The organism is Plantibacter auratus (assembly GCF_050587365.1).
GTDB lineage: Bacteria > Actinomycetota > Actinomycetes > Actinomycetales > Microbacteriaceae > Plantibacter > Plantibacter auratus.
Window position 1 is genome coordinate 689,397 of sequence record NZ_JBOBFV010000002.1, and the last position, 15,561, is coordinate 704,957.

Sequence of the window (15,561 nt, forward strand, 5' to 3'; positions counted from 1 at the left end):
CGGTGCGCATGACCGGTGTGCGAGGGTGGAGCATGCTCTCGCCGCAGTCACTCAGTGAAGCCGACCGCCGTCTCGTCGCCTCGTGGGCCGCCGATTGCGCCGAGCGGGTGCTGCCACTGTTCGAAGCAGAGGCCCCGGACGACGATCGTCCACGTGACGCGATCGCCCGCGCGCGGGCATACGCGAGTGGCGAGCTCGACACCGCCGGTGAGATCCGCCGCCGCTTCGTCGCCAACCGGGCCTCGCAGGTGGTGTCCTCGCCCGCCGCCAAAGCCGCCGCGTGGTCGGCCGGGCAGGCCGCAGGTGTCGCGCACATGGGCGCCCACGCGCTCGGTGCCGCCGCCTACGCGGCGAAGGCCGCCGAGTTGCACCGGGCCGGCGCCAGCGCAATGGAGATCGCCTGGCAGCTCGAACACGTGAGTGCGCCGGTCCGGTCGGCACTCCGGCTCCTGCCGGCACTCGGCACCGATCCGTCAGGGCCGCTCGGCAGCGGACTGCTGGCATCGGGAGTACTCGGCGACAACATCCGCGCCATTCAGAACGGCTTGCGCCGACGCCCCCGCCGCCCGGACGTCACGACGCTCGAGCTGGTCGGCGGCCCCGAGCCAGTCCGGATCGAGCTGCACGACGCCGACCCTGCGTGGCCCGAGCGGTACCGGGAGCACCGGCAGCGGATCATCGACGCCCTCGGAACGAGCGCGAGCGGGTCCAGCGCCGTCGCGATCGAGCACATCGGCTCGACCTCGGTGCCCGGACTCGCGGCGAAGCCGATCGTCGACATCGTGGTCGCCGTGGAGGACATCACGGCGGAGGAGGACTACCTCGACCCCCTGCTGGCCGCCGGCTACGTGCTGCGCGTCCGTGAACCCCGCCACCGGATGGTCCGGACGCCGGAGCGCGACGTCCACGTGCACCTCTACGAACAGGGCGCGCCGGAGATCGACGAGTATCTCCTCCTCCGCGACCACCTGCGTTCCGACGCCGACGACCGCGCGTTGTACGAGCGCACCAAGCGGGAGCTGCTCGGGAGGTCCTGGAACGACATGAACGACTACGCCGATGCGAAGACCGAGGTCATCCTCGCGATCAAGGCGCGGGCGCGTGCAGCCCTGAGCCGCTGAGTCGCCCGGATCTGCGCGAATTCGGCTCGGTTTCGGACGATTCCGGGCGGCTCAGGAACGGGCGCTCGCACGCACCGGCGGGATGACGACCCCGGTCAGGACCGCCGCCGTCTTGACGCCGACACAGAGGCTGATGAAGACCGTCAGCGCCGCCGTGACCGCTGAGCCCTCGAGCGTCGCGAGGGAGACCAGGCCGACGGTGCCCGGCACGAGCATGAGCAGGGCCGGCTGGAACGTGACGTTGGACGGCACCGCCGCCGAGTACCGCTCGACGATGCGAGCGACGACGAACACGATTCCGGCGGTGAGCCCCGTCGCGACCGCGTTCCCCACGAGCGGGGCGAACAGGACGATGCCCGCATAGGTCAGCGCCATCACGCAGATGGTCAGCAGCGTCAGGGAGCGGCCCGAGCCGAACGCGATCCCGATCCCGGCCGCGAGCATCACGACGCCGATCCACGTGAACCACAGCGGCGGGACCGACTCCCACCCGACCAGATCCGAACTCCCGCGGCCCACCTGACCGACGAGCGCCGTCGAGTCGGGGTCGATCGACAGGCCGGTGAGCAGCGCCCCGGCCGAGATCCCGGCCGCCATGAAGGCGAGCACGATGAGCCCGTACATCAGGCGCGCCGAGCCCGTCACGATGTCCGTCGCCGTCAATTCCAGCAGGGCGTTGGTGATGAGCGCGCCGGGCACGAGGATCGCGATCGGCGCGCAGACGGCGAACAGCGGCACGGGGCCGAGATCCATCGCCGATGCGAGCGTCCCGACGAGCGTCGTCGACACGAACGCCGTCACGAAGGGGGCGATCGCGACCGCTCCCCGCCACCGCGCCAGCAGGGTGATGACGAGGCCGACGAAGGCACCGACGAGCATGGATGCGACGATCGCCCACCAGGGGCAGCGGAACAGCAGCGCGAGCCCACCCGCGAGCAGCAGGTTCCCGACCACCCAGTGCATCGACGCGTGCGGGCGCGGCGTCTCCCGGATCGACTGGATACGGGCCGGCAGATCCCCGACCGGCCAGTGTCCGAGCTCGAGTTCGCGCATGAGCCGGTTCGCCCGGGCAGCCCCGCGGAACGACAGCTCGCCGTGCGTGTTGCCGGCCGCGAGCACCGCGCCGGTGCGCACGTCGTTCACGATGATGAGCTGCGGCAGCACCGAGAAGGCGAGGCCTTCGTCGCCCGATGCGACCGTGGCGCGCTCCAGGGAGTCGCGGACGTCGGTGACGGAGGTGCCGGCGTCGAGGAGCAGGCAGCCGAGCGCGCTGTAGGCGTGCGCAGCGGTTCTGCGGTGCTCATCGGTCGCGGCGTCGTCACTCATCCCGCCAACGGTACGCGAGATTCCGGGGGCGCCTGCGGCCGCCGCGGGCCTCAGCGGCGGTTGCGGAGCCCGACGGCTCCGGCCACACCGAAGTACAGGCCGGCGAGGATCGGGACGATGACGATCCACCAGAAATGGAAGCCGTACTCGCCGTGGGCGTTCGCGACGGCGACCGGGATGAGCGCCACCCCGAGTACGACAGCCACGATGCCGATGCCGAGCGCGAGTCGGGGTCTTCCCGGAGTGAACGAGGCCATGGGGACACGCTAACCCCGCGGAGCCCGCGGGCCTCGGGGGATATCCCCTACACTCGCGCGGCGCAAGCGCTTGTCCGGCCGCCGACACGCTGGCATCGTCGCTGTCACGTCGCGCGCGCGGCGTGGAGCGCCGAGGAGGCAGCATGGCAGACGTACGAGTGGGCGACCGCGTGTCGTGGGGCACCTCGCAGGGGCGGACGCAGGGGAAGGTCGTCGAGCGGAAGACCGCGGACTTCCAATTCGACGGCCAGCACTTCACGGCGTCGACGGACGAGCCCGCGTTCATCGTGGAGTCCGAGAAGACCGGCGCGAAGGCCGCACACAAGGGCTCCGCGCTTCGCGTCCTGAAGTCCTGAGGCTCTCCCCCTGGCGGCCCGATGCACAGACACCCGGACGTCCACGACGGACCCCGGCTAGGCGTAGCGTTGGCGCATGACCGTCGTGATCGCCTTCCTGGCCAACGTCATCGTCGCCATCGCCAAGTCCATCGTCGCCGCGCTCACCGGGTCGGCGTCGATGCTGGCCGAGGCCGCCCACTCGTGGGCCGACGCGGGGAACGAGATCTTCCTCCTCATCGCCGACAAACGGGCGGACAAGCAACGAGACGCCGCACATCCGCTCGGCTACGGCCGTGACGCCTACATCTTCTCGCTGTTCGCCGCCTTCGGGATCTTCACCGTCGGTGCGGTCGTCTCGATCCAGCACGGTATCCAGAGCCTCACCGCACCGGAGGCGATGGAGGACTACGCCCTCAGCTACCTCGTGCTCGGCGTCGCCTTCCTCCTCGAGGGCTTCTCCTTCACCCAGTCGATCCTCGAGGGTCGGCGCACGGCGAAGAAGTACGGCCGCGGCTTCTTCGACTACATCGTGAACGGCTCCAACACGACGCTCCGCTCGGTGTTCTTCGAGGACTCCGCAGCACTGCTCGGCCTCATCATCGCCGGGGCCGGCATCGGCCTCCACCAGGTGACCGGCGACCCGGTGTGGGATGCGATCGGCTCGATCGCGATCGGCGTCCTGCTCGGCGGCGTCGCGCTGCTGCTCATCAACCGCAACCGGCGCTATCTCCTCGGAGCCTCGCCGAGCCCCGCGTACCGCGCGCAGACGATCACCGCGCTCCTCTCGCACCCGGAGATCGAACGGGTGACGGCGCTGTACCTCGAGTTCAGCGGGCCGGAACGCCTCTTCCTCGTCGCGTCGGTCGACCTCGTCGGCGACGACCGCGAGAACGACGTCGCGCGTCAGCTCCGCCGACTCGAGGGCGACCTCGAGCAGGACGACCTCATCGGCAAGGCCGTGCTCACGCTCTCGGTGAGCGACGAGCCGTCGATCACCGTCTGAGCGCGGCGACGAGCCGAGGGCTCAGGCGCCGAACAGCCGCTTCGACGCGATCGCAGCACCCTCGACGAGCGCACCGAGCTTCGCCCACGCGACATCGGTCGCGACGAACTCATAGCTTGCGAACGTGGAGAGCCCGCAGTCGGTGCCGGCGATGACGCGCGTCGGATCGCCGACCGCTTCGGCGACCTCGACGATGCGGTTCGCGATGACCTGCGGGTGCTCCAGATAGTTGGTGGTCACGTCGACGACCCCCGGGATGAGGAGCGCGCCCTCGGGGAGCGGGTGCTCGCGGAACGCCGGCGCCTCGTGCTGGTGCCGCGGGTTGCCGAGCGGGATGCTGAACGCGCCCACCCGCGCCCGGTAGAGGTGCGGGAGGAGCACGTCGACCGGGACGTCGTCCTGGTGCGGCCCCTGCCAGTTGCCCCAGCAGACGTGGAGCCGGACCTGCTCACGGGGGATGTTCCGGATGGCGTGGTTGAGGGCGTCGACGTGCAGGTCCACGGCCGCGAGGAACTCCTCGAGCGTAGCGTCACCGAACTGGATGACCCGCTCCATGGCGAGGTCCGGGGCGTCGAGCTGCAGGACGTGCCCCCGGGCGACGATCGCCTCATACTCGATCCGCAGTTGCTCGGCGAGCGCGAACACGTAGGCGCGATCGTCGCCGTAGAAGGGGTTCGCGGCATCGAGCAGCAGTGTCGTCGACACGATCCCGGGCGTCGCCGCGGAGAAGAAGGTGCCGGCGGGTGTGCGTCCCTGGCCGGCCTGCACGGCGAGCTCCCGTTCGAAGCCGTCGAGATCGGCGGTGATGCCGGACAGCGTCGGGTCGTACACGAGCTGCCCCTGGGCCATCGGCGGATCCCACACCCGTGCGACGTCTGCCCCCTCGACGATCTGCTTCGCCTGGAACGCCGCGTAGTCCGGGAATCGCACGGAGTCGAGCGTCGGCTTGCGGTGTCCTGCACCGCCGAAGCCCTCGATGCGTTCCAGCACATAGGTGGAGAAGCCAACGCGCGGGACCTCGCCGTCGTTGATGAGATCGAGACCGGTGGCGAGCTGTGCGGCGACCGTCGAGGCCACCGCATCCGCCGTGACCTCCTCCAGCTCGGCGACGTCGAACGACCGCCGCTGGTCGCGGGCCACGAGCAACCGGGTCAACTCGGGCGTGCGCGGCAGGCTCCCGGCGTGCGTGGTCAGGATGCGGTCGGTCATGCGTGGGCTCCTCGGTGCGTGGCGCGGGTGGATGTGGACGGCACGCTCACGCCATGCAGGGAGCCCACTCCTGGTTGGAGAGTTCCCGCTGCTCGTTCTCGGTCTGCAAGAGCCAGCCGGTCTTCGTCGCGCCTCGGTACTGACCGCTCACCAGGTCGGCGCACCATGAGCGACCGTCGAAGGCCCACCGGACGAAACTCGCCTCGCTCCCCTTGCGCAGGAGCGGGCGTTCGCGTTCTACCTGACTCATGTGTTCCATCTCGACCGTGGCTGACATATCTTCCAACCGTATCGAGGAACGTCGTCGGTGAACAGACTGCTTGCGTTTCGCGGCCGGTTGCCCGAAAATACCCGGTCGCGCCCGGAAGCGGCGTCCTTCGACACGCTCGGAGATCGGGTGCAGCGGTCGTTCAGCCCACGAACACGCGGAGCGCCTCGTCGCTGAGCACGCGGTCGGCGAACACCAGGCGCACGGCATCCGGATCCGGGTTGCCCGCGTCGGGGCCACGCCACACGACCTCCAACCCCGCCCGTTCGGCAGCCCGACGTGAACCCTCGTTGTGCTCCAGGAGGAACGCCACGACGGGCAGATCCGGTGCCGACGCCGGTGCCGCGGCTCGCGCGGCCGCGATGAGCTCCTGTGCGTATCCGCGCCCCCAGGCCGCGGGCGCCAGACGGTAGTAGAGGTTCCAGGCGACCCCGCCACGCAGGCTCGGGCCGCCGATGCCGACCAAGGCACCCGTCGCGGTGTCGCGCGCCACCCACACGTCGAGACCGTTCGCCTCCCAGCCGGCCTGGTACCGCTCGATCAGCTCACGAGTCTCGGCGAGCGCCGTGTGTCGGGCGGACGGCAGGTGCGTCCAGACCGCGGGGTCGGCATGGAGGTCGTGGAGCTCCGGCAGGTCGCGCTCGGCGGGGCGGGCGAGCGTCAGTCGTTCCGTCAGGGTCGGCGGAGTCGCGTCGGTCATGCCCTCCATTCTGCTCTGGTCGGTGACTGGCACCAGTCGATACCCTGTGCCCATGGCTGCGAAGAACGAACCGATCTCGGCACGCGCGTGTGCGATCCTCAGCATCGCCATCGCCGCGTTCTCCATCTACATCGTCGCGTCGACGGCGAGAGACGGCGGGTCATGGACGTTCTCGGTGCTCGCCTGCTTCGTGCCCCTGCTGTTCGCGGTCCAGGGCATCAGGATGAGTCGCCAACCCGGCGCCCCCTGGCCCACCTTCAGCCTCATCGGGTCGATCGTCGGCGCAGCACTCGGACTCGTGTCCTTCGGTGCCTTCGCATGGTTGCTCGTGCGGTCCTGAGCGCAGCGACGGAGCGTGGTGTCGCCGCGTAGAGTCGTCCCCAGCACCGACGGAGGAGGGCCATGCGACTGCACGTCGAGGAACGCGGGCACGGCCCGGTCCGGATCGCCCTCATCCACGGATTCCTGGCCGACGGAGCCGCCTGGACCGACGTCGTCGCAGCGGCCGACCCGGAGCGGTACACGTTGCTGCTCGTCGACCTCCGCGGTCACGGCTCCAGCCCACGCGCCGATCGGACCCGAGGCGAGCGCTACGACATCGCCTCACTCGCGGCCGACCTCGTCGAGACGTTGCCGAACGGCCTCGACGCGATCGTCGGCCACTCCCTCGGCGGGCGGCTCCTCATCGACATCGTGGGGCCGCTCCGCCCGGCGCACGCGATCTACCTCGATCCCGGGTTCGGCCTGAAACTGCCGGGCCGAGGCCTCGGCGCACGACTGTTCTGGAGCATCCCAGGGCTGCCTCGGCTCCTGGCCTGGTTCTACGACCGCACGGACCCAGCGACGGGTCCCGCGAACGTCGCGCTCGCCGAGGCCGCCCATGCCGCGTGGGACCGCTCGATGATCGCGGAGGTGCTGCAGGACGTCGCAGCGACCCCGGTGACGCCGTCGGCGCCGATCGTCCCCTCGACGCTGGTGCTGTCGGACGACGCGAAGCTCGTCCTTCCGAGCAGCCACGTCCCTCGCTACGAACACCTGGGCTGGACCGTCACGCGGTTCCCGGGCATCCGCCACGACATGGCGGCGCTCGACGGGGCACGGACCTTCGAGGTGATCCAGGCCTCGCTCTGAGCCGGCTCAGAGACCGAGACCAACCAAGCCGCCTTCCTCGGTCACTGAGCTTGTCGAAGTGCACACGGAGGACACCCCCTTCGACAGGCTCAGGGACCGGGAGGGAAGGAGCTCAGGGACCAGGTGAGTCACACAGCGACGGGGCGAGACGGGGCTCCTGTGCAGAGTGCTGATATCGCGCGCACATTCCTGCATCATGCACATTCTGCTGCGGGCGGGCCGTCAGTAACGTTGCCGCCACCCGCACCGCTCCCTCCCCCACTTCTGGAGACCAGCATGGCTCGCATGGCACACGCAGACGACTTCGCCCTGTCCCGCGTCCGTCCCGACGCACAGAAGCCCTGGTTCGGCATCGCCGTCCAACGCTTCGGACAGGTGTCGGCCCTGTCCCAGTTCCTCCTCGGCGCCACCCTCGGCTACAGCATGACCTTCGGCGAGGCGTTCCTCGCTCTACTCCTCGGCTCGATCATCCTCGAGGTGATCATGTGCATCGTCGGCATCATCGGCCAGAAGGAGGGCCTCAACACCGCCCTCCTCGCCCGCTGGACCGGCTTCGGCGAGATCGGCGCGTCACTCGTCGGACTCGCGATCGGCATCAGCCTCATCGGTTGGTTCGGCATCCAAAGCGCCATCTCCGCCGAGTCGCTCGACGCCCTCCTCCCCGGCTTCATGCCGGTGTGGGCCTGGAGCCTCATCTTCGGTCTCGCCGTCACCGCCATCGTCGCCTACGGGTTCAAGGGCATGCAGTGGCTCGCGAACATCACCGTCCCGCTGTTCCTGATCCTCGTCGGCTGGTCGATCATCAGCGAACTCACCCAGCACGACTTCATGGAACTCGTCACCGGCCCGGCACCCGGCCCCACCATGAGCGTCTGGGCCGGCACCGGCATCGTCGCGGGCGGCCTCATCGTCGGCGCCATCATCACCGCCGACATGACCCGCTTCAACCGGTCCCGCGCCGACGTCATCAAGCAGACCGTCGTCGGCGTCTCGCTCGGTGAGTTCGTCATCGGCCTCTCGGGCGTCCTGCTCGCCCACGCCGCGGCCTCGGGCAACGTCGTCGCGATCGTCACGTCGTCGGTCGGGCTCATCGGCCTCATCATCGTCATCACCGGGACGCTCAAGATCAACGACTGGAACCTGTACTCGTCGACGCTCGGGCTGGTCAACTTCATCTCGACCGCGTTCGGCAAGAACCTCAACCGCGTGACCACCACCATCGTGCTCGGTGTGGTCGGCTCCATCCTCGCGGCGGTCGGCATCCTCGGTCAGTTCTCCGGCTTCCTCATCATCCTCGGCGTCGCCTTCCCGCCCATCGCCGGCATCATGGTCGCCGAGTACTTCATCGTGAAGCGCTGGCGCGGCGAGCTCGACGAGACGCGCGCCTCGGGCCGCCTGCCCACGACCGCCCCGCGCATCGTCCCGGCGACCATCGTCATCTGGGCCGTGTCCGCGATCACCGGCTACTTCGTCACGTGGGGCATCCCCGCCGTCCTGTCGCTCATCCTCTCGATGGTGCTGTACATCGCCGCCGGCAAGCTCGGCCTGGTCCGCGGTGTCGGCGTCGCCCACACCTCGCAGATCGAGGCGGACGCGACGGTGGACAGCCCCGCCACCGCCTCGAAGTGACCGTCGCGCACTGATCCGTCACCGTTCCACCGCACACCGCTCCACCGCACCAACAGAAAGCGAACCCCTCATATGCACATCGGTATCGATGTCGGCGGCACCAACACCGACGCCGTGCTCATGGACGGCACCACCACCCTGGCGGCCGTCAAGCACGCGACCACCCCGGACGTGACCGACGGGATCGTCCAGGCGATCGGCGAACTGCGGAGCGGACACCACTTCGACGGCGAGCAGATCACCGCGGTGATGATCGGCACGACGCACTTCATCAACGCCCTCGTGCAGGCCAAGCGGCTCGCACCCACCGCGGCACTGCGGCTCGGGCTCCCGGCGACCCGCGCGTTGCCGCCGCTCGTCGACTGGCCGGCGGAGCTCGTCGAGGCGATCAGTGCACGCAGCTACCTCGCGCATGGCGGCTACGAGTTCGACGGACGCCCCATCTCGCCGATCGACCCGGACGAGCTGCGGGCACACGCCGAGGACATGCGTGTCAACGGCATCCGCTCCGTCGCGATCTCCTCCGTCTTCAGCCCCGTCAACCACGACCTCGAGGTCGAGGCGGCGCGGATCGTCGGCGAGGTCCTCGGCCCGGACGTGGCCATCTCGCTCTCGCACGAGATCGGGCGCATCGGCCTCCTGGAGCGCGAGAACGCGACGATCATCAACGCAGCCCTGCGCGAGCTCGCCTCGGAGATCGTCGACGGGCTGACCGCCGCCGTCCGGAAGCAGGGCATCGAGGCGCCCATCTTCCTCAGCCAGAACGACGGCACGCTCATGGACGAGGACTACGTGCGCCTCTACCCCGTCGCGACGTTCGCCTCCGGCCCCACCAACTCGATGCGCGGGGCGGCACTGACGAGCGGGCTCGCGACGTGCGCGGTCGTCGACATCGGCGGCACCACGGCGGACATCGGCCTGCTCATCAACGGCTTCCCTCGCGAGACGGCGAACGAGGTCAAGGTCGCCGGCATCCGCACGAACTTCCGGATGCCCGATGTCCTGTCCATCGGGATCGGCGGCGGCAGCATCGTCGACGAGGAGACCGCCGAGGTCGGGCCGGCATCCGTCGGGTACAAGCTCATGACCGAGGCCCTCGTCTTCGGCGGCAGCACCCTCACCGCGACGGACATCGCCGTGGCCGCCGGTCGCGCGTCGATCGGTGACGCCTCGAAGGTCGCCCATCTCGACCCGGTCTTCGTGGAGCGCGTCCTCGAGCGGATCGGCGAACGCATCGCCGAGGCCGTCGACCGCATGCGGACCTCCCCAGAGCCGATCCCCGTGGTGGCGGTCGGCGGCGGGTCGATCCTGCTCTCCGACGAACTCCCCATCTTCGGCGCCGTCCACCGGCCCGACAACTACGCCGTGGCGAATGCCATCGGTGCTTCCATCGCGCAGGTCGGGGGCGAGATCGACAAGGTCTACGCCATCGAACCCGGCCGGCGTGAGGAGGCGATCGCCGAGGTCCGTGCCGAGGCGATCGACAAGGCGATCGCGGCCGGCGCCTCCCCCGCGTCGGTCGCGATCGTCGATTTCGACGAGGTCCCGATCCCCTATCTCCCCGGGAACGCCACGCGCATCCGGGTGAAGGCCGTCGGCGACCTCGACATGGGAGGCCTCCGATGAGCTGGACCATCTCCGCCGAGCTCATCCCCGGCCTCGCCCGCGGAGCCGCCGTCCTCGGGACCGGCGGTGGCGGTGACCCGTACATCGGCGCACTGCTCGCCGCGCAGGCACTCCGCGAGCACGGCGACGTCACCGTCGTCACCCTCGACGAGGTCCCCGACGACGCGCTCGTCCTCACCGTCGCGATGATGGGCGCCCCGACCGTCATGGTCGAGAAGCTGCCGAGCCTCACCGAGGTCGTCGCACCGGTCCACGCCCTCAGCGCGTCCCTCGGTCGTCCGGTCACCCACATCGCGTGCGCCGAGGTCGGCGGCGTGAACTCGACCATCCCGATCGCCGCAGCGGCAGCGCTCGGGCTCCCCCTCATCGACGCCGACGGGATGGGGCGGGCCTTCCCCGAGCTGCAGATGGTGCTCCCGACCCTGTACGGCATCGACGCCTCCCCGCTCGCGTTCAGCGACGAGAAGGGCAACACGGGCGTCCTCACGACCGTCGACAACAGCTGGACAGAACGCATCGCCCGCGTGGCCTGTGTCGAGATGGGCTGCTCGGTCATGATCTCCGGCTTCCCGATGTCCGGCGCGCAGGCGCGCGAGGCGCTCGTGGCCGACTCGCTGTCGCTGTGCCGCGAGATCGGCGACGGCATCGAAGCGGCCCGAGCCGAGAAGGCCGACCCCGTGGAGCGGACCGTGCAGCTGCTCGGCGGTCGCGAACTGTTCTCCGGCAAGGTCGTCGACGTCGAGCGCGCGACCACCACCGGGTTCGCCCGAGGTCGCGCACGGATCGACGGGGTCGACGCGAGCCTCGAGCTGTCGTTCCAGAACGAGCACCTCATGGCCGCGCTCGACGGCGTCACCCTCGTGACGACGCCCGACCTCATCATGGTGCTCGAGCACGACTCCGGCGAGCCCATCACCACCGAGGGGCTCCGCTACGGACAGCGTGTCCGCGTGATCTCGGCACCGAGCGACGACCGCTGGCACAGTCCTGAGGCGCTGGCGATGGTCGGGCCGGGGTACTTCGGGTACGAGGTGCCCTCGCACCGCTTCGACGGCACGGCCGAGACGCCTGCGCCGGACGCGCCGGAGGTCGCCGCATGAGCTGGACGCTGACCGCGGACGACCTGCCCGACCTCGCTCGAGGCGCCACCCTCCTCGGGACCGGCGGCGGAGGTGACCCGTACATCGGCATGATGCTCGTGAAGCAGGTGCTCGGCGACCGCTCCATCACGATCCTCGACCCCGACGACCTCGCCGACGACCTCTTCGTCATCCCCACCGCGCAGATGGGCGCTCCAACGGTCATGGTCGAGAAGATCCCGGCCGGGTTCGAACCGACACTCGCCCTGCGGACACTGGAGGAGCACCTCGGGCGCACCGCCGACGCGACCATGCCGATCGAGTGCGGTGGCATCAACTCGATGATCCCGCTCATCGTGGCCGCCGAGACCGGGCTGCCGGTCGTCGACGCCGACGGCATGGGCCGGGCCTTCCCGGAGCTCTCCATGGAGACCTTCGCGGTGTACGGCGTGCACGGTTCGCCGCTCGCCATCGCCGGGGAACGCGGGGAGCGCGTGATCATCGACACCGGCGACGACGACCGACAGATGGAGTGGTTGGCGCGCGGCATCGCGATCCGTCTCGGCGGCGTCGCCCACATCGCCGAGTACGCAATGAGCGGGGCGGACGTGCGTCGCACCGCGGTGCCGCGGACGATCTCGATGGCGCTGGCCCTCGGCCGGGCGATCCGGGTCGCGCGCGAGGAGCACCGTTCGCCGTTCGCCGCCATCGCCGACACGCTGTCCACGACGCTCTACTCGCACGTCCGGGAGCTCTTCGTCGGGAAGGTCGCCGACGTGGAGCGCCGCACCACCGAGGGCTTCGCCAAGGGCACGGCCGTCATCTGGTCGGCCGACCCGTCGAGCTCCGAACGCCTTGAGATCTCGTTCCAGAACGAAAACCTCATCGCGCGATGGAACGGTGAGGTCGTCGCGATCGTCCCGGACCTCATCTGCATCGTCGACCACGAGACCGCCGAGCCGATCACCACGGAGGGCCTCCGCTACGGCCAACGCGTGCGGGTCCTCGGGATCTCGACGCCAGCCCTCATGCGCACGCCGGACGCACTGCGCGCCTTCGGGCCGACCGCGTTCGGGCTGACGGAGCCGTTCGTCCCGGTGGAGGGCGAGGCGATGGCCGCAGAAGCCGCGGATGCGTTCGCCGCTGGTCAGGCGGTCCGAGCCTAGGCTGAGGGCATGCCGACCCTCCTCGAGCGCGATCGCCTCCCCGCCCTGGCGACGGGGTTCGCGATCCTGGGCTCGGGAGGTGGCGGTGCGACGACGATGCTCGAGCTGGCCCTCCGCGACGAGCGCGCCTGGCCGTTCGACCTCCACAGCGTCGACGACCTCGACCCGGAGACCCCGTGTCTCGCCGTCGGCTTCGTCGGTTCCACGATGCTGCTCAGTGAGCGCCTGCCCGGCACGGACCCGTTCGGGCGGCTGATCGGGGCCGCGGAACGCTGGCTCGGACACCGCATCCCGGCCATCTGTTCGTTGGAGGGTGGCGGGGTCAACGGGCTCACCCCCTTCGCGTTCGCCGCGGGGAGGACCATCGTCGACGCTGATCTGACCGGACGCGCCGTCCCCTCGCTCGACCAGATGTCGATCCTCGTGGACGAGATCCCGGGCATCGTCGTCACCTGCGACACCGGTGCCGGCGGGGTCGCCCTCGTCGAGACCGAACGCGCCCTCGACATCGAACGCGTCGTCCGCGCGGCGATCGTGCAGGCCGGCGGCAGTGGCGGCATGGTGTTCGCGGGCTTCACCGTCGGCGACCTCCGAGCGCACGCCATCGTCGGGAACGCCGCTCGGGCACTCGAGCTGGGCGGAGCGTTCCTCGCACGGATCGACGGCCCGCTGACCGCCCTGGCCGAGTCGCTGGGTGGACGGCTCCTCGCGGAGGGACGGGTCAGCAGCATCGAGCCGGACTCCCGGGACCCGCACGTGCTCACCTTCGGGATCGACGGGAGCAGTGGTGCGCTGCACCGTCTCGTCGCCCGCTCCGAGACGCTCGCGTTCATGACCGACGGACGACTCGAAGCCGCCGCGCCGGACCTCATCGTCGTGGTCGACGCCGTCTCGCGGGACATCCTCGAGGTCACGGCGATCTCGATGGCGAGACACGTCGCCGTCATCCGGGTCGACGGTCCGGGCTGGTGGTCCGGCTCCCCGGAACGACTCCGCCATGTGCTCCCGTCCGCCTACGGCCTGGACGAGCTCGACGAGATCCGGACCGACGAGGTCCCGGCATGAGCGATCGCCTGCAGTTGGGCGCGCTCCTCGCGCACCCCGACAACGGTGGCGTGCGGCTCGTCGCCGGCCCGGCCGACGCCAACTGGGCCGGCGTGGTGGTCGAGACGAACGAGGCGGCTCTCCCCGAGGAGGGGGCCGGCCGACTCGCCGTGGTGACCGGAGCCCCACCCACGAGGCCATGGCAGCAGGACGCACTCGTCCGCCGCACCCGGGATCGCGGCTTCCTCGCCCTGGCGATCCCGGAGGCCGACGGCTTCGGCGCGGGGACGCGCGCGCTCGCCGACCGACTCGGCTTCTCGCTCCTGCACGTCGACCGACCCATGCTGCTCGCGAAGGCGTGCTGGCAGCTCGTCGAGGCCCGCGACTCCCTGACCCTCGGGTACGTCCGCAAGGTCGCGCAGTCCATCGAGTACCACGCCGAGGGACTGGCCGACCTGCTCCGCCACCTCTCGACGAGCATCGGCCACGGGATCGCCCTCATCGACAGCGAGGGCGTCCTGCTCGAGGCCGGCGGGCGGTTGCCGTCGGAGGTGCACGCGGCGATCGACTTCGGCCCCTGGGTCGACCTGACGAAGGCCGGGCAGGGCGCTGCGGCATCGGTCCGGGTCGACAGCCCGAGCCGGGAGGGCCTCCGGGTCGCGTTCTTCGGGGACGGACTCGACGACCGACAACTGAGTGCGCTCGCGGTCGCCGCCGAGGTCGCCATGCCCGCCGTCGCGGCGCGGATCCTCATCGACGAGGTCGCCGAGGTCAGTGACGCATCCGTGTCGTCCGGCGTCCTGCGGGACTTCGTGGACCTCCGAGGCCGCCCCGATCCCGACGTCGAACGCCGCATGCTCGAGCGGGGCTGGCGGACGACCGGCTACCACCTCGCGTTCCGCATCGTCGGCCGGAGCCGGGTGGACGCCCTGCAACTCCTCCGCTTCGTGACCGGCGCACTCGGGCGGATCGCCGTGGACTCCCACGCGACGACGAGCGGACGCGGGGTGAGCGGTTGGCTGACCTTCGCCGAGCCACCGGAGCCACCTCAGGTCGAGCGGTACATCGCCGCCCTCCGCGACCTGCACGTGGAGGCGCGGCGCTCGTTCAACGTCGCGACGGCCGTCGGGTCGCTGGCGAGCGGATCGGCGGGTCTCACCTCATCACTCGGGGAGGCGTCCGACGCGGTGCGCATCGCCGCGAACCGGTCGACGACGGGCTGGTTCGTGCGGGTGGACGGCCTCGGCCTGGAACAGCTCCTGCTCGCCTGGACCGGCAACGACACCTTCGTCCCGGCGGCGCGGTCGCTCCTCGCACCGTTGCAGACCGGCAACGGTGAACTGCTGACGACGTTGTCCGCCTACCTCGACCACGAGTCCGCGGTCGCACCGACGGCCGCCGCGCTCGGGTTGCACCGCAACACCGTCGCGACGCGGATCACCCGCGCGCAGGAGCTCCTCGGCGTCGACATGGCGGACCCGGAGGTGCGCCTCGCGCTCCACCTCGCCTGCCGCGCCGTGCGGTGACGGAGGGCGCTGAGCCACCCTGGTCACTGAGCTTGTCGAAGTGCCGCCCCTCGACAAGCTCAGGGACCGGAACCCGTTCGAGACACCTTCCCCGGTCACTGAGCCGCCCCCGGTCACTGAGCCGCCCCCGGTCACTGA

Annotated in this window: 16 protein-coding genes; 11 read left to right on the forward strand and 5 right to left on the reverse strand. The window is 70.4% G+C overall.

The window, feature by feature from the left end; translation table 11 throughout:
* Positions 1–8 precede the first annotated feature (8 nt).
* On the forward strand, positions 9–1,121 hold the full coding sequence (locus tag ACQ3HE_RS10520) for a GrpB family protein (protein WP_430892657.1): 1,113 nt from the start codon (positions 9–11) through the stop codon (positions 1,119–1,121).
* A 51-nt stretch (positions 1,122–1,172) separates the two neighbouring features.
* Here ACQ3HE_RS10520 and ACQ3HE_RS10525 read toward each other — a convergent pair whose 3' ends face one another.
* Both ACQ3HE_RS10525 and ACQ3HE_RS10530 read right to left on the reverse strand, forming a co-directional pair.
* On the reverse strand, positions 1,173–2,447 hold the full coding sequence (locus ACQ3HE_RS10525) for a threonine/serine exporter family protein (RefSeq protein ID WP_430892659.1): 1,275 nt from the start codon (positions 2,445–2,447) through the stop codon (positions 1,173–1,175).
* Positions 2,448–2,497: 50 nt separating this feature from the next.
* Complete coding sequence (locus ACQ3HE_RS10530) at positions 2,498–2,704, reverse strand: hypothetical protein (RefSeq protein WP_137242746.1); 207 nt, start codon at positions 2,702–2,704, stop codon at positions 2,498–2,500.
* Between the two features lie 143 nt (positions 2,705–2,847).
* Here ACQ3HE_RS10530 and ACQ3HE_RS10535 point away from each other — a divergent pair, with 143 nt between their 5' ends.
* Entirely contained in the window at positions 2,848–3,060 is a 213-nt protein-coding gene (locus tag ACQ3HE_RS10535) for a hypervirulence associated TUDOR domain-containing protein (protein ID WP_314138089.1), read from the forward strand.
* A gap of 76 nt (positions 3,061–3,136) precedes the next feature.
* A complete protein-coding gene (locus ACQ3HE_RS10540) occupies positions 3,137–4,045 on the forward strand; it encodes a cation diffusion facilitator family transporter (protein WP_079704532.1) in 909 nt (302 codons plus the stop codon).
* Positions 4,046–4,066: 21 nt separating this feature from the next.
* Here ACQ3HE_RS10540 and ACQ3HE_RS10545 read toward each other — a convergent pair whose 3' ends face one another.
* The 3 genes from ACQ3HE_RS10545 to ACQ3HE_RS10555 form a co-directional block, all read right to left on the reverse strand.
* Entirely contained in the window at positions 4,067–5,254 is a 1,188-nt protein-coding gene (locus ACQ3HE_RS10545; protein ID WP_159876852.1) for a cobalamin-independent methionine synthase II family protein, read from the reverse strand.
* Positions 5,255–5,300: 46 nt separating this feature from the next.
* The gene (locus tag ACQ3HE_RS10550; protein ID WP_124768057.1) at positions 5,301–5,504 is read right to left on the reverse strand and encodes a hypothetical protein; all 204 of its coding nucleotides are present in this window, start codon (positions 5,502–5,504) and stop codon (positions 5,301–5,303) included.
* 160 nt (positions 5,505–5,664) lie between these two features.
* Positions 5,665–6,222: a GNAT family N-acetyltransferase gene (locus ACQ3HE_RS10555; protein ID WP_430892661.1), complete on the reverse strand. Its 558-nt coding sequence runs from the start codon at positions 6,220–6,222 to the stop codon at positions 5,665–5,667.
* A gap of 52 nt (positions 6,223–6,274) precedes the next feature.
* Between ACQ3HE_RS10555 and ACQ3HE_RS10560 the strand changes: the two genes are divergently transcribed.
* From ACQ3HE_RS10560 to ACQ3HE_RS10595, 8 genes are all read left to right on the forward strand, one after another.
* Positions 6,275–6,562, forward strand: coding sequence for a hypothetical protein (locus ACQ3HE_RS10560; protein ID WP_085511290.1), 288 nt, complete (start codon positions 6,275–6,277; stop codon positions 6,560–6,562).
* A gap of 62 nt (positions 6,563–6,624) precedes the next feature.
* The gene (locus ACQ3HE_RS10565; protein ID WP_430892662.1) at positions 6,625–7,353 is read left to right on the forward strand and encodes an alpha/beta hydrolase; all 729 of its coding nucleotides are present in this window, start codon (positions 6,625–6,627) and stop codon (positions 7,351–7,353) included.
* 276 nt (positions 7,354–7,629) lie between these two features.
* Complete coding sequence (locus tag ACQ3HE_RS10570) at positions 7,630–8,982, forward strand: purine-cytosine permease family protein (protein ID WP_159876844.1); 1,353 nt, start codon at positions 7,630–7,632, stop codon at positions 8,980–8,982.
* Between the two features lie 72 nt (positions 8,983–9,054).
* Positions 9,055–10,608 carry a hydantoinase/oxoprolinase N-terminal domain-containing protein gene (locus tag ACQ3HE_RS10575; RefSeq protein WP_159876842.1) on the forward strand — a complete coding sequence of 518 codons (1,554 nt, stop codon included), beginning with the start codon at positions 9,055–9,057 and terminating at the stop codon, positions 10,606–10,608.
* Positions 10,605–11,708, forward strand: a complete 1,104-nt coding sequence (locus ACQ3HE_RS10580) for an S-methyl thiohydantoin desulfurase family protein (RefSeq protein ID WP_124768045.1) — start codon at positions 10,605–10,607, stop codon at positions 11,706–11,708. The genes ACQ3HE_RS10575 and ACQ3HE_RS10580 overlap by 4 nt, the downstream gene beginning before the upstream one ends.
* Positions 11,705–12,853, forward strand: a complete 1,149-nt coding sequence (locus ACQ3HE_RS10585; protein ID WP_430892664.1) for an S-methyl thiohydantoin desulfurase family protein — start codon at positions 11,705–11,707, stop codon at positions 12,851–12,853. The genes ACQ3HE_RS10580 and ACQ3HE_RS10585 overlap by 4 nt, the downstream gene beginning before the upstream one ends.
* A gap of 9 nt (positions 12,854–12,862) precedes the next feature.
* Complete coding sequence (locus ACQ3HE_RS10590) at positions 12,863–13,918, forward strand: S-methyl thiohydantoin desulfurase domain-containing protein (protein WP_430892666.1); 1,056 nt, start codon at positions 12,863–12,865, stop codon at positions 13,916–13,918.
* Entirely contained in the window at positions 13,915–15,423 is a 1,509-nt protein-coding gene (locus ACQ3HE_RS10595; RefSeq protein WP_159876834.1) for a PucR family transcriptional regulator, read from the forward strand. The genes ACQ3HE_RS10590 and ACQ3HE_RS10595 overlap by 4 nt, the downstream gene beginning before the upstream one ends.
* The last annotated feature ends 138 nt before the right edge of the window (positions 15,424–15,561 follow it).